The organism is Streptomyces sp. bgisy100, assembly GCF_057709105.1.
In genome coordinates this window covers 54,615-66,591 of the sequence record NZ_JBYITE010000011.1, presented here as the reverse complement: position 1 = coordinate 66,591, position 11,977 = coordinate 54,615, and the positions used below count along the sequence as shown (strand labels likewise).

Genomic DNA, 11,977 nt, shown 5'->3' with positions numbered 1-11,977 from the left:
GTGTCGCTCAGGGGCGGTGCCGTCGGCGCCGTGCCCGCCGCTGCGCCGACCGCGCGGCCCGGCGCATCCGGTGCACCGGGCTCGACCGGACGGGGTCCTGCCGGTGCCGGTCGAGCTCCTCCGCCAGCCACTGGGAGCGCCGTTCGACGTCCAGCTCGTTCAGCAGCCGGTCGACGTTGGCCAGCAGCGCGCCGTGCAGCTCCCACCGGTCCGGCTCCCGGGCGGACTCGGTGAACAGCAGATCCGCGATCCGCTGCCGGTCCTCCCGCCCTTCCGTCAGGGCCCTGGCCAGCTCTCCCTCCGCCACTTCGGCATTGGAGCTGACCTGAGCCGTGATCAGGCGGCCGAAGCTGTCGACGGCGTCGGCGATGTGCAGGAACAGCTCGCTCAGCACGGCGGCCACCTGCCCCTCGTACACCGGCTCGTTCCGCCGCCGGTGCGAGAGGTCCGTCAGCGACCGGCACAGGGTGCGCAGCACCACCGCGCAGATCTCCAGGGTGTCCAGACCGCTGCGCAGCACCAGCCGGGCGAGCAGCCCCTCCCGCACCCGCGGATTGAACTTCATGCTCTCGTCGGCCCGGTTGAGCGCGGCGTCGACCTGGGCGATCTCGTTGTCCAGCACCCGCGCCCCGTGGAGCCAGCGGACCGCGTCCTCCCGGGTCGCCCCGCTCTCCAGCTCCCGGGAGATCTGCATCAGCAGCGCCCGCATCCGCCGGCCGAGACCGGCGATGGCCTCGCCCGCGGGCTCCACCAGCACCGGCGGCGCGACCAGGGCGTTCAGCAGGATTCCGGTCGCCGCACCGATCAGGGTTTCGGCGACCCGGCTCCACGCCGCCTGGGCCACATGACTGACGCCCAGCACGAGCATCGCGCTGATCGCCACCTCCGGCACGAACTCGTCGACCCGCACCATGTGCCCGACCACCAGGGAGGCGAGGATCAGCAGCCCCAGGCTCCACCAGCTCAGGCCCACCAGGGCACTGAAGGCCGAGGAGATCAGCACGCCCGCCACCACGCTGTTCACCCGGCGCATCCCGGTGGTGAGCGTCGCGTAGAGACTGACCTGGACGACCAGCAGCGCCGTCAGCGGTGCGAGCAGCGGCGGCGGACCGCCGGAGATGAGCCACTCCGCGGCGGCGAAGGCGAGCGTCGCGGCCACGGTGCAGCGCACCGTCTGCACGACGATCGGATCGTTGCGCCGCCGGATCAGGCCGACGACGGTCTCCCGGACTGCAGGCACAGTTCACATGATCGCGTCAGGTCGGGCGGGAGCGTCACCTGCGCCGGTCCATCCGTGGTGGGTCGGCGGGCGAACGGATGCGGCGGATGGCACAGTGGCGGACATGTCCTCGACGCGCGCGGTGCACGGAGCGCCTTGCTGGGTGAGTTTGATGACGCGGGAACTCGAGGCCGCCCAGAGTTTCTACGGGGCGGTGATGGGGTGGACCTTCCGCCCCGGCACCCTGGGCGACGAATTCTGCGTCGCCCTCGCGGACGGACGGCCGGTGGCCGGCATCGGGGCCCTGGCCCACACCATGGTGGTCCCCGTCTCCTGGACCGTCTACTTCGCCGCCGAGAGCGCCGACACCGTGGCCGCCCGGATCCGGGAGCGCAGCGCGACCGTGGCGGTCGGCCCGCTCACCTACGGCAAGGGCCGCGCCGCGCTGGCCGCCGACCCGGCCGGAGCGGTGTTCGGCTTCTGGGAGGGCGAGGTCCTTCCCGAATGGCGCGTCGGCGCCGGCTCCGCCCCGGCGTGGCTGGAACTGCGCACCCGCGACGCCTTCGCCGCGGCCATCTTCTACGCGGAGGTCTTCGACTGGGCCTCCGGACGGCCCGACGGCTGCGAGGTCGAGTACGAGCACGACGCCGTGGTGGTCCTGGCCCGCGGGCAGAAGGTGGCACGGCTGCGCGGGGGCGGTGTGGAGGCGGATCCGGACCCCCAGGTCCGCCCCCGCTGGAACGTCTACTTCCGGGTGCCGGACGTCGATGCCGCGGCCGAGGCGGCCGTCCGGGCGGGCGGCACGGTCACCGGCGAGCCGGACGACTCCTCGATCGGCCGCTCGGCGACCCTCCGGGACCCTCAGGGCGGCCTCTTCACGGTGACCACGGGGACCGGCGCCACCGCCTGAGCACCCCGCCCGGACACGGGGGTACGCCTCGCCGAGAGGCCGTGGCGCCCCGCTCCGGTTAGCGTGAGGAGCATGTATGCGCCACTGCGTACGGAACGGCTCGTGGTGCGCGACTGGACCCCCGGCGACGCCGAGGCCGCGCTGCGGATCTACGGTGCCGAGGAGGTCGCCCACTGGCTGACGCCTGCCATGCACCGGGTCGGCGACCTGTCCGCGATGCGCGCCGTCCTCCAGGCGTGGGAGGAGTCGCAGCCCAACCTGGTGCGGCCGTCGGGACGCTGGGCCGTACAGCGCCGGGAGGACGACCGGGTGGTCGGCGGGGTCGTCATCCGGATGCTGCCGCCCTACGACGAGGACCTGGAGATCGGCTGGCAGCTCAGCCCCGACGCCTGGGGACGGGGCTATGCGACGGAGGCCGGTGCCGCGGTGGTCCGGTGGGCGTTCGAGCAGGGCGTGGACGAACTGTTCGCGGTCGCCCGCCCCAACAACACCAAGGCCGCGGCGACGGCCCGCCGGATCGGCATGGAATGGGTGGGGGAGACGACCAAGTACTACGACATGCGGCTCAACGTGTACCGCATCCGCCCCTCCGACCTGGCGGAACCGGTGCGCATGCCGACCGATCGCGCCCACGGCTGACCGACGGACGCTGCTGCGGGGCCGGGCACTGCTCGGGCCAGGGGCGCCACGGTGCGGGGCACCACGGGGGTTCGGTACGTCGTGGAGGTGGGGGGCACCACGGAGGTGCGGGAGGCCACGGAGGTGCGGGGCATCACGGAGGTGCGGTACGTCGCGGAGTCGGAGAACCTCGCGTCCGTCCAGGTGCGAAAACAGGAAAGTGGCGCCCGCCGTCCCGTGGACGGGCGCCACAGCCGAGGGGGCGGAGGAGCCGGAATGCCGCCCGGCGTGCTCCCCTCAGCGGTCGGGGCCCGGGGGCCCCGAGGTCTCACCGGTCGACAAGGCCCTGCCGACCGAGGAACTTCAGCGGTTGACGCAGGAGTTCCCGAGGGCGGGGTTGGCGACACCGATGACGCTCACGGTGTCCCCGCAGGCGTTGACCGGCACGTGGATCGGGGCCTGGACCAGGTTGCCCGAACCGATGCCCGGGGAGAACACGGCGGCACCCTGGGTGCCCGAGTCGGCGACCGCCGCACCAGCGGCGGCGGAGAGGGCGGCACCGGCAGTGGCGGCCAGAACGGCGGCCTTGGCAATACGCGACATGACGCAAACTCTTTTCAGTCGTACAGAAAGAAAGTTCCCTGCCTGTGACAAGCAGGGAACCGGATCAACGCACCGGACGAGGTGAAGATGCGCCTTGCGAGCGGCTTTAGCCCTATCGAGTGAGTTGCGGGTGCAGTGTTGCCGCCGCCCCGTCTCCCCGTCGCGGCGGGGGCGAAGCGTCCCGCCCGGGTGCCCTCCCGTCCGCCGTCGGCCCGTACGGGAGAATCCGGGGGACGACGGAGAGGAGCCGCATGCCGGGGACGTCCATGGCCGAAGGCCTGCGCCGGGTCGCCGCGGCGGGGCCGTTCTTCGCCGTCCGTACCGCGGAGGCGCCGGGGGAGGGGCCGCGGGCCCACGGCTATGCGCCGCTCGCGGAACTGGGCGCGGACCCCGGTCCGCTGCGCGCCCGGATCACCACCGTGGCCGGCCGGCTGGGCACGGACGAACTCCGGGTGGGCGCGTCCCTCGTCTTCCAGGGGCTCGCCGCCCGGCTGTGGTCTCTCGCGCTCGGCTCCGCCGTGCTCGCCGGCACCCTCCCCGACCTCTCCCCGGAACGGCTGTGGTGGCACCCGGACCGGAGCGCGCCGGACGAACTCTGGCTGCCCGGCCCCATGCCCGCGGCCGATCCCGGCACCTCGGCGGACCGGCTGCGCGCGGCGGTGGTCGACGGCCAGCTCGTCCCCCTGCACCGCGCCGTACGGTCGGTAAGTCCGGTTTCGGGGCAACTGCTCTGGGGCAATGCCGGGTCGGCGCTGTTCGGCTCGTACCGCGTCCTGCGCGACGGCTGCCGCGCACAGGGCCGCACCGAGGCCGCGGACACGGCGTCGGCGCTGGTCCGGGAGCTGTTCCGGGAACCACCGCTGCACGGCACCGGCACCCTTGCGGGCGGTACCTTCACCCGGCGCAGCTGCTGTCTCTACTACCGGGTCCCGGGCGGCGGCCTCTGCGGCGACTGCGCGCTGGCCTGAGGCGATGGCCACGATCGTCTGAAGCGACGGCCACGCTCGCCCGAAGAGACGGCCACCACGCACTCGCCCGCGGGGCGGTGACCATGCTCACCCGAGGGGCGCACGGTTGGCCGCCCGCGCCCCTGAAGCGCACCGTTGCTCCTGCCTCGGCGGTGGCCGATACCGATCCCTGGTTGTGACCGGAGCGTGCTGCCCACTAACCTCTCAGGGCCTTGGTGTACGGGAAACCGGTGATGAAACCGGTGCGGCCCTCGCCACTGTGATCGGGAAGTCCGGTTCCACCCCTCGGGGAGCCACTGGGACGCCGAGCCGCCGGCTCGGTGCCCGGGAAGGCGGAGTCCGGACGGCATGACCCGTCAGCCAGGAGACCGGCCGGGGCGCGTCGTCCATCCACGAGGTGCTGGAGAGGTTCGCTTTCCCATGCATATAGCCGAGGGGTATCTGCCCCCGTTGCACGCGGTCGCCTGGGGCGCCGCCGCTGCCCCGTTCGTCGTCCACGGCGTCCGGTCCCTGTCCCGCGAGGTCAAGGAGAACCCCGAGAGCACGCTGCTGCTCGGCGCCTCCGGAGCCTTCACCTTCGTCCTCTCCGCCCTCAAGATCCCGTCGGTGACCGGCAGTTGCTCGCATCCGACGGGCACCGGCCTCGGGGCCATCCTGTTCCGGCCGCCCATCATGACGGTGCTCGGCACGATCACCCTGCTCTTCCAGGCGCTGCTGCTCGCCCACGGCGGGCTCACCACGCTCGGGGCCAACGCGTTCTCCATGGCGATCGTCGGCCCCTGGGCCGGATACGGGGTGTACCGGCTGGCCCGGCGGCTGGGCGCACCGCTCATGGCCGCCGTGTTCGCCGGGGCGTTCGTCGCGGACCTGAGCACCTACTGCGTCACCAGCCTGCAGCTCGCGCTGGCCTTCCCCGACCCGGGCACCGGAGTGCTCGGCTCCCTCGCCAAGTTCGGCGGCATCTTCGCCGTCACCCAGATCCCGCTGGCCGTCAGCGAGGGCATCCTCACCGTGCTGGTGATGCGCCTGCTGACCCAGTCCAGCAAGGGGGATCTGATCCGGCTGGGCGTGCTGTCCCGCCGCGCGGAGAACCAGGAGGCCGTTGCCCGATGAAGCGTCACACCAAGATCAACCTGCTGTTGCTGGCGCTGGTCGTCGCCCTGGCGGTGCTGCCGCTCGCGCTCGGCCTCGGGGACCACAAGAAGGAGCCCTTCACGGGCGCCGACGCCCAGGCCGAGTCCGCGATCACCGAGATCCGGCCGGACTACGAGCCCTGGTTCAGCCCGCTCTACGAACCGCCGTCCGGCGAGGTGGAGTCCGCGCTGTTCGCCCTCCAGGCCGCCCTCGGCGCGGGCGTTCTGGCGTACTACTTCGGGCTGCGCCGCGGCCGCCGTCAGGGCGCGGAGCGGGTCGCGTCCCAGGATGGCTCCGGGGCCCAGGACAACTTCAGGTCCGAGGACAACCTCAGGTCCGAGGACGGCTCCGGATCCGAGGACGGCTCCGGTGCCCCGGGCGGGGCGGCGGCGCCGGACCGCGAGACCGCGGCCTAGCCGCGTGCTGCCCATCGACGCGGCGGCGCACAGCAGTCGCTGGCGCCGCCGCCACCCTCTGGACAAAGCCGTCCTCGCGCTCGGGCTGACGGTGTCGGCGGTCTGCCTGCCGCCGTGGCCGGGGTCGCTCCTCGTCGTGGTGGCCGCGCTCGTCCTGCTGCTGGGTCCGGCCGCCGTGCCGCCCCGTCAGCTGTGGCGGGCCTACCGCATCCCGCTCGGCTTCTGCGTCACCGGCGCCCTGCCGCTCCTCGTCCGGCTGGGCGGCCCGCACGGCCCGCTCTCCCTGGCGCCGGAGGGGCCCGCGCACGCCGGGCAGCTGTTGCTGCGCACCTCCGCCGCGTCGCTCGGGGTGCTGCTGTTCTCGTTCACCACACCCCTGTCCGACCTCCTGCCCCGGCTGGTGCGGGCGGGCGTGCCGCCCGCGGTCGTCGATGTCGCCCTGGTCACCTACCGGATGGCGTTCCTGCTCCTGGACACCGTCTCCCGGGTCCGCCAGGCCCAGGCCGCCCGGCTGGGCCAGTCCGGACGCGCCGCGGCCTGGCGGTCGCTGGCCGGGCTCGGGGCCACCGTGTTCGTCCGGGCGTTCGCACGGGCGGCCCGGCTCCAGACGGGGCTCGCGGGCCGCGGCTACGACGGCTCGCTCCGCGTCCTGGTGGCCGACTCCGAGGTCTCCCGGCGCTTCGTGGCGGCGTCCGTCGCGCTCCTGGCGGGGATCGCCGCCCTCACGCTCGCACTCGAAAGGCTCACCCCATGACCGCAGGACCGCACGTGGTGGAACTCCTCGGCGCGGGATACGCCTACGAGGACGGGCCGACCGTCCTGGACGACGTCACCTTCGGCATCCGCGACGGCCGCAGCCTGGCGCTGCTGGGCCGGAACGGCAGCGGGAAGACCACCCTGCTGCGGCTGCTCAGCGGGGGCCTTCGGCCCTCGGCGGGCGAGCTGCGCCTGGAGGGAACCACGGTCTCCTACGGCCGCGCGGGGCTCACCCGGCTGCGCACCACGGTGCAGTTGGTGGTCCAGGACCCGGACGACCAGCTCTTCGCCGCGTCGGTCGGGCAGGACGTGTCGTTCGGCCCGATGAACCTCGGGCTCCCGGAGCCGGAGGTTCGCGAGCGCGTCGCGGACGCCCTCGCCGCGCTGGACATCACCGCGCTGCGCGACCGCCCCACGCATCTGCTCTCCTACGGGCAGCGCAAGCGGGCGGCCATCGCCGGAGCGGTGGCCATGCGACCGCGGGTGCTGATCCTCGACGAGCCGACGGCGGGCCTCGACCCGCACGGCCAGGAGCGGCTGCTGGAGGTGCTGAGGCGGCTCCGGGCGGCGGGCACCACCGTGGTCATGGCCACGCACGACGTGGACCTGGCCCTGCGCTGGGCGGACGACACCGCCGTGCTCGCCCCGGACGGCCTGCACACCGGGCCGACCGCGGAACTGCTGGCCGACGGCCGGCTGCTGGACGACGCCCGGCTGCGGCGCCCGTGGGGGCAGGCGGCGGCCGAGGTGCTGCGGGCGCACGGACTGCTCGGAGCCGACGCCACCGGGCCGCGGACGCCGGAGGACCTGGCGGGGTACGCGGTGGTGCGAACGGCCTGATGCCGGGCCGGTGTCCGGTGCCCGGCGCCTGTCGGGCCCGCGTCATGTCGGGCCGGGCTCCGGCCCCGGGGCTTCGTTCTCGTGCCCCGGCCCCGGAGTTTCGTTCTCGGGCTCCGGCCCCGGAGCTTCGTCCGGTACTTCGTCCTGCCCCGGTCCGCCGCGCCGGAAGGGCGGGCCGGGACCGGATCGCGGACCGCCGCGCCACCATCGACGGCAGGGGCGACGGCTCTCCCGTCCCCCTCCGTTCCCGGCACCGGCACCGGAACCGGAACCGAAATCGGCACCGCCCGCGACCGGCCCCGCCGCTCGTTGCCGTCCGCCGTCAGGACCACCAGGCCCCATGCCGTGAGCGCCCCGGCCGCGAGCGCCGCCGGAACCCCCGCCGCGCCGAAGCGGAAACCTTCGTGCAGCAGCCCGACGCCCACCGCCGCGGCGGCCACCGGATTGACGACCGTCACCGTGGCCAGCGGTGCGGTCAGGCCGCCTCCCCGGTAGGAGGCCTGGGACGTGGCCAGCCCCGCGACCGCCAGCAGCGCCACCACGCCCAGAGTCGGCAGCTCCGCGGTCACCGGGACCGACGGCCACGCCTCCGCCACCGACTTCACGAACACCGACGCCATGCCGAAGCACACCCCGGACGCACCGGCCAGCAGAACACTGCGCGCGCCCGGCCGCCGCGCCCGGCGGCTCAGGAGGACCAGGACCGTCACCGTCGCCGCGGTGCCCACCGCCACGCCGGACTGCTCACCGCCGGACAGCGGCCGGGACGCTCCCCCCTCCCCGGTCAGCAGCAGGAGCCCGGCCAGCCCGGCCGCGGTCAGCAGGGCGCCGCGCCGCCCGGCCGGGGTGGTTCGCCGCCGGACCGTCACCGCCGCCATCGGCAGGACGAACACCAGGGTCAGGACGCCGAGCGGCTGGACGACCGTCAGGGGGCCGAAGCCCAGGGCGATCACATGGAGGGCCCCGCCGGCCCCGTTCAGCGCGGCCGAGGCCCACCAGTCGCCGCGTCGGAGCAGCGCGGCCCGGAGCGACGGCGTGCCGGCCGCCACCCGTTCCTGCAGAACGGCGGCCGCCGCGTAGCAAATGGCCGACGCCAGGCACAGCAGCACGGACAGGGTCAGGGAGCTCATGGGCGCCCCCGCCTCGCCCGCTTGCTGATCATGTGGTCAACGATGGGCGAACAATGGCCAGTTGTCGTCGTCTTGACGGACGCACCTGACATACGCCGTATGGTGTACGCCGGGCCGCCGGGTCCGACTGCCGGTGGAGGCCCGGGTGCACACTGCGGACGGACGAGCGGCGCCCGGCACCGCTGCCCAGCCGCAGTCGCGTACATCGGCCCTGGTCGGAGCGGGACCGGCCGGCGTGGCCCGGTCGGCCGGGAGCACCCCGGGGGCACCCGGAGGGAGGGGCGCGTCTCCGGCGCGCGGGGCGGCCGGACGGTCCGGTGATCCGAAGGACGGGTCTGAACCGGCCAGGACGGGGTACCCATCGGCACGTCGGCGGGGAAGCCGCCGCAACCGTTCGCATCCATGTCCGGGAGGCACACGATGACGCACCCCGACCCCGTACCCCCCACCCCGACGCCTCCGCCCGGTCCCGGCCCGGGGCCAGGTCCGGGACCGGTGCCGGGGCCGAGCCCCGGTCCGCTGCCGCCCGACCCGATTCCGCCGGTACCGCCGGGGCCGAACCACCCCGAGCCGGGCCCGGAGCCCCAGCCCGCGCCGGCACCCCCCGCCGGAACGGCCTGAGGCCATGGAACTGCTCCAGGCGTTCGACGCCGCTCGCGCGGAGTTCGCCCAACGGGTGCACGGGGTGGCGGCCGGTCAGTGGACGGCCGCCACCCCGTGCACCGAGTGGTCGGTCCGCGACCTGGTCAACCATGTCGTCGGAGAGCAGCTGTGGGCGCCGCCGCTGCTGCGCGGCGCCACGCTCGCCGAGGTCGGCGACCGGTTCGGCGGCGACGTCCTCGGCGATCACCCCACGCGGGCCTGGGACCGGTCCGCGGAGCAGTCGGCCGCCGCGTTCCACCGGGACGGCGCCCTCGACGGCACCGTGCAGACCGGCGCCGGCCCCACCCCCGCCACGGAGTACGGCTGGCAGATGACCACCGATCTCGCCGTGCACGCCTGGGATCTGGGGCGCGGCACCGGAGACGACGAACCGTTGGACGAGGCCCTGGCCGCCGCGGTCCTCGCCTTCGTCGAGCCGCAGGCCGCCGCCTGGCAGGGAGCCGGGGTCTTCGCACCCCCGGTCCCGGTGCCCGCGTCGGCATCCGCCCAGGACCGTCTCGTCGCCCTGCTCGGACGCCGCCCCTGAGAGGCGGGCGGCCGGACACGGCGAGGGCGTACCGGCGCCCCCGCCCGGGTGCCGCGCGGACGGCCCGGGAGACGCGGAGACCCGACCGGAAGGAGCCGACAGCCCCGGGACGTGCGGGGCCGTGCCCGGTGCGGGTGCGGCGCCCCGCCCCCGGCAGCACAGTGGTACGCATGGAGAAGATCTCGCTCAGGACCGTGGCCGAGGAGCAGCTCGCCCTGGCCAGGGAAGCACCGGCCGGCCGCGCCGCCGTGACCCCGCTCGGCGGGACGGGCCGCCAACTGCGCCACACCTTGATCGCGCTCAAGGCCGGTGCCCGGATGACCGAACACGTCAGCCCCGGCGAGGCCACGGTGCTCGTCCTCACCGGACGGATGCGGCTGGAGAGCGACGACGACGCGGTCGAGGCCGTGAACGGCGAACTCATCGTGCTGCCGCCCACCCGGCAGGCCGCCGAGGCCGTCGAGGACTCGACGGTGCTGCTCACCGTCGTCAAGCCGTAGTCCGGACGGTTCCGGACCGGGCTCCGCGGTACCGGGGCCGCACCTGCCGAAAGGCGTGCGCCGGTACCGCGGCGCGGGTCCGCAACGAAAATGCCCGGACCCCGAGGTGCGCCGCGCGGTCCACGGCGCCCGGCGACGGAGCGGAATCCCGCAACGGCCCCTGCACGGAGGCCGCGAGCCGGCTTCGGACCGGTGTACGCGCGGATCGGAACGGGCCCCTGAAACGTCCAACAGCCGGCCTCCGCAAGGGGCGTCATGGCCGCGCAGGGGCTCCGTGCCCCCTGTTCCGCTGCCCTCGCCCAGGCGTCGGCCCGCGTCGCCGGGAGCGCCCGGGGGCCGACGGCCCCGTGAACCGGAATCGACACCTCCGAACCGGCCCCCACCACGGGGGACTTCACCTCCCGGCACCCGCGCCGCACCGGGCCCGCAGGCGGCCGGGGACGCCGGGAAGCCCGCCACGGAAAACGCCGCCGCGGTTGAACGCACGGGACGCCACCGTCCGTATTCACCCCAGTCGGAGGCGCGCACCCGCGCCGGACGTGAAGCGGACTGCAGGAGTGGACATGAGGAAGTGGCGGAACGCCTCGGTCGCGACGACCGCTGCGGCGATCATGCTGACAACGGCATGCGGGGCGGAATCCGGACCGACGGACGCGACCGGGGTGCAGCCCGCCGGTCAGGCCGGTGTCGCGCCCGGCAAGGGGAACAACGGGTACGGGCAGGGCGGTTACGGCGGGGCGGCGCCGCAGGGCGGCAAGTCGCCCGGCACCCAGCCCGCCGGACAGCTCATGGTGGGCACCAGCAAGAAGCTCGGCTCCGTGCTGACCGACAGCAAGGGCTTCACTCTCTACCGCTTCGACAAGGACTCGGCCGAGCCGCCGAAGTCCGCCTGCGTCGGCGACTGCGCCACCACTTGGTCGCCGGTTCCCGCGGCGGACGTCTCCTCGGCCGCCGGAATCGACTCCTCCCTGCTGGGCGAGGTGACCCGCGCCGACGGCACACAGCAGCTCACCGTCGCGGGCTGGCCCATGTACCGGTACGCCAAGGACACCAAGCCGTGGCAGGTCAAGGGGGAGGGCGTGGGCGGCACTTGGTCCGCCTCCGCGCCCGACGGCACCAAGGCGTCGGGAGCCGACGAAGCCGGCGGCGGTGCCGACGGCAGCGGTGGCGGCGGCGGTGGCGGTGCGGAGGCCGGCACCGGGGGAGCGGGGGCCGGCCCGGGCGGAGCGGCCGCGGGGAAGCTGCCCGCGCTCTCCACCTTCAACGACCCGAAGCTCGGCGAGATCCTCCGCGACGGGAAGGGCCGCACGCTCTACCGCTTCGACAAGGACTCCGCCTGGCCGATGAAGTCCAACTGCACCGGCGCGTGCCTGGACACCTGGAAGCCGGCCAAGCCGGTGGACAAGGCCGATGTCGAGGGCGTCGACCCCGAGCTGCTCACCACGTTCACCCGCCCCGAGGGCGAGGATCAGCTCTCGATCGACTGCTGGCTGCTGTACTGGTACACCGGCGACGAGAAGCCCGGGGACACGAACGGACAGGGCGTCGGCGAATCCTGGTCCGCGGTCTCACCCGACGGTGAGAAGGCCGAGTAGCCGACCGGACCCGCCCACCGGGCGGCCGTCGCGGGCCTGCGGGAACGGTGCGGCGGAGGGGCCGATGACCAGGTGCGTCGGCCGCTCCGCCGCACCGGC

12 protein-coding genes, 1 pseudogene and 1 riboswitch are annotated in these 11,977 nt (G+C 74.5%); of the genes and pseudogenes, 10 read left to right on the top strand and 3 right to left on the bottom strand.

The annotated features are described in order from the left end of the window. Positions 1-7: 7 nt before the first annotated feature. Positions 8-1,240 carry an FUSC family protein gene (locus AC3EQ1_RS10335; RefSeq protein WP_432094013.1) on the bottom strand — a complete coding sequence of 411 codons (1,233 nt, stop codon included), beginning with the start codon at positions 1,238-1,240 and terminating at the stop codon, positions 8-10. Positions 1,241-1,391: 151 nt separating this feature from the next. Between AC3EQ1_RS10335 and AC3EQ1_RS10330 the strand changes: the two genes are divergently transcribed. Together AC3EQ1_RS10330 and AC3EQ1_RS10325 are read left to right on the top strand one after the other, a co-directional pair. After that, on the top strand, positions 1,392-2,129 hold the full coding sequence (locus AC3EQ1_RS10330) for a VOC family protein (RefSeq protein WP_432094012.1): 738 nt from the start codon (positions 1,392-1,394) through the stop codon (positions 2,127-2,129). A 72-nt stretch (positions 2,130-2,201) separates the two neighbouring features. After that, the gene (locus AC3EQ1_RS10325) at positions 2,202-2,768 is read left to right on the top strand and encodes a GNAT family N-acetyltransferase (protein WP_432094011.1); all 567 of its coding nucleotides are present in this window, start codon (positions 2,202-2,204) and stop codon (positions 2,766-2,768) included. Positions 2,769-3,110: 342 nt separating this feature from the next. On the opposite strand, the gene AC3EQ1_RS10320 is transcribed toward AC3EQ1_RS10325, so the two are convergent. Further along, positions 3,111-3,350 (bottom strand): chaplin, encoded by a 240-nt coding sequence (locus AC3EQ1_RS10320; protein ID WP_351503911.1) that lies wholly within the window; start codon positions 3,348-3,350, stop codon positions 3,111-3,113. Positions 3,351-3,601: 251 nt separating this feature from the next. Between AC3EQ1_RS10320 and AC3EQ1_RS10315 the strand changes: the two genes are divergently transcribed. The 5 genes from AC3EQ1_RS10315 to AC3EQ1_RS10295 all read left to right on the top strand — a co-directional run bounded on the left by AC3EQ1_RS10315 (position 3,602) and on the right by AC3EQ1_RS10295 (position 7,464). Then, positions 3,602-4,318 carry a (2Fe-2S)-binding protein gene (locus AC3EQ1_RS10315; RefSeq protein WP_432094010.1) on the top strand — a complete coding sequence of 239 codons (717 nt, stop codon included), beginning with the start codon at positions 3,602-3,604 and terminating at the stop codon, positions 4,316-4,318. A gap of 196 nt (positions 4,319-4,514) precedes the next feature. After that, positions 4,515-4,709: riboswitch (cobalamin riboswitch) on the top strand. Between the two features lie 29 nt (positions 4,710-4,738). After that, entirely contained in the window at positions 4,739-5,431 is a 693-nt protein-coding gene (locus tag AC3EQ1_RS10310; protein WP_432094009.1) for an energy-coupling factor ABC transporter permease, read from the top strand. Then, complete coding sequence (locus AC3EQ1_RS10305) at positions 5,428-5,868, top strand: energy-coupling factor ABC transporter substrate-binding protein (protein WP_432094008.1); 441 nt, start codon at positions 5,428-5,430, stop codon at positions 5,866-5,868. The genes AC3EQ1_RS10310 and AC3EQ1_RS10305 overlap by 4 nt, the downstream gene beginning before the upstream one ends. A 4-nt stretch (positions 5,869-5,872) precedes the next feature. Continuing rightward, on the top strand, positions 5,873-6,622 hold the full coding sequence (cbiQ, locus tag AC3EQ1_RS10300) for a cobalt ECF transporter T component CbiQ (protein ID WP_432094007.1): 750 nt from the start codon (positions 5,873-5,875) through the stop codon (positions 6,620-6,622). Then, positions 6,619-7,464 (top strand): energy-coupling factor ABC transporter ATP-binding protein, encoded by an 846-nt coding sequence (locus tag AC3EQ1_RS10295; protein WP_432094006.1) that lies wholly within the window; start codon positions 6,619-6,621, stop codon positions 7,462-7,464. The genes cbiQ and AC3EQ1_RS10295 overlap by 4 nt, the downstream gene beginning before the upstream one ends. A 410-nt stretch (positions 7,465-7,874) precedes the next feature. Here the strand turns inward: AC3EQ1_RS10295 and AC3EQ1_RS10290 are convergent. Next, positions 7,875-8,594, bottom strand: a pseudogene (locus AC3EQ1_RS10290) (DMT family transporter); the annotation flags it as partial. Positions 8,595-9,219: 625 nt separating this feature from the next. Between AC3EQ1_RS10290 and AC3EQ1_RS10285 the strand changes: the two are divergent. The 3 genes from AC3EQ1_RS10285 to AC3EQ1_RS10275 all read left to right on the top strand — a co-directional run bounded on the left by AC3EQ1_RS10285 (position 9,220) and on the right by AC3EQ1_RS10275 (position 11,878). Then, positions 9,220-9,783: a TIGR03086 family metal-binding protein gene (locus tag AC3EQ1_RS10285; RefSeq protein ID WP_432094005.1), complete on the top strand. Its 564-nt coding sequence runs from the start codon at positions 9,220-9,222 to the stop codon at positions 9,781-9,783. 170 nt (positions 9,784-9,953) lie between these two features. After that, positions 9,954-10,283: a cupin domain-containing protein gene (locus tag AC3EQ1_RS10280; RefSeq protein ID WP_432094004.1), complete on the top strand. Its 330-nt coding sequence runs from the start codon at positions 9,954-9,956 to the stop codon at positions 10,281-10,283. A gap of 563 nt (positions 10,284-10,846) precedes the next feature. Further along, entirely contained in the window at positions 10,847-11,878 is a 1,032-nt protein-coding gene (locus AC3EQ1_RS10275) for an SCO0930 family lipoprotein (protein ID WP_432094003.1), read from the top strand. Positions 11,879-11,977: the final 99 nt, after the last annotated feature.

Coding starts and splice junctions, on each gene's coding strand:
- AC3EQ1_RS10330 (WP_432094012.1), top strand. CDS start 1,392: ATGACGCGGGAACTCGAGGCCGCCCAGAGTTTCTACGGGGCGGTGATG.
- AC3EQ1_RS10325 (WP_432094011.1), top strand. CDS start 2,202: ATGTATGCGCCACTGCGTACGGAACGGCTCGTGGTGCGCGACTGGACC.
- AC3EQ1_RS10320 (WP_351503911.1), bottom strand. CDS start 3,350: ATGTCGCGTATTGCCAAGGCCGCCGTTCTGGCCGCCACTGCCGGTGCC.
- AC3EQ1_RS10315 (WP_432094010.1), top strand. CDS start 3,602: ATGCCGGGGACGTCCATGGCCGAAGGCCTGCGCCGGGTCGCCGCGGCG.
- AC3EQ1_RS10310 (WP_432094009.1), top strand. CDS start 4,739: ATGCATATAGCCGAGGGGTATCTGCCCCCGTTGCACGCGGTCGCCTGG.
- AC3EQ1_RS10305 (WP_432094008.1), top strand. CDS start 5,428: ATGAAGCGTCACACCAAGATCAACCTGCTGTTGCTGGCGCTGGTCGTC.
- AC3EQ1_RS10295 (WP_432094006.1), top strand. CDS start 6,619: ATGACCGCAGGACCGCACGTGGTGGAACTCCTCGGCGCGGGATACGCC.
- AC3EQ1_RS10285 (WP_432094005.1), top strand. CDS start 9,220: ATGGAACTGCTCCAGGCGTTCGACGCCGCTCGCGCGGAGTTCGCCCAA.
- AC3EQ1_RS10280 (WP_432094004.1), top strand. CDS start 9,954: ATGGAGAAGATCTCGCTCAGGACCGTGGCCGAGGAGCAGCTCGCCCTG.
- AC3EQ1_RS10275 (WP_432094003.1), top strand. CDS start 10,847: ATGAGGAAGTGGCGGAACGCCTCGGTCGCGACGACCGCTGCGGCGATC.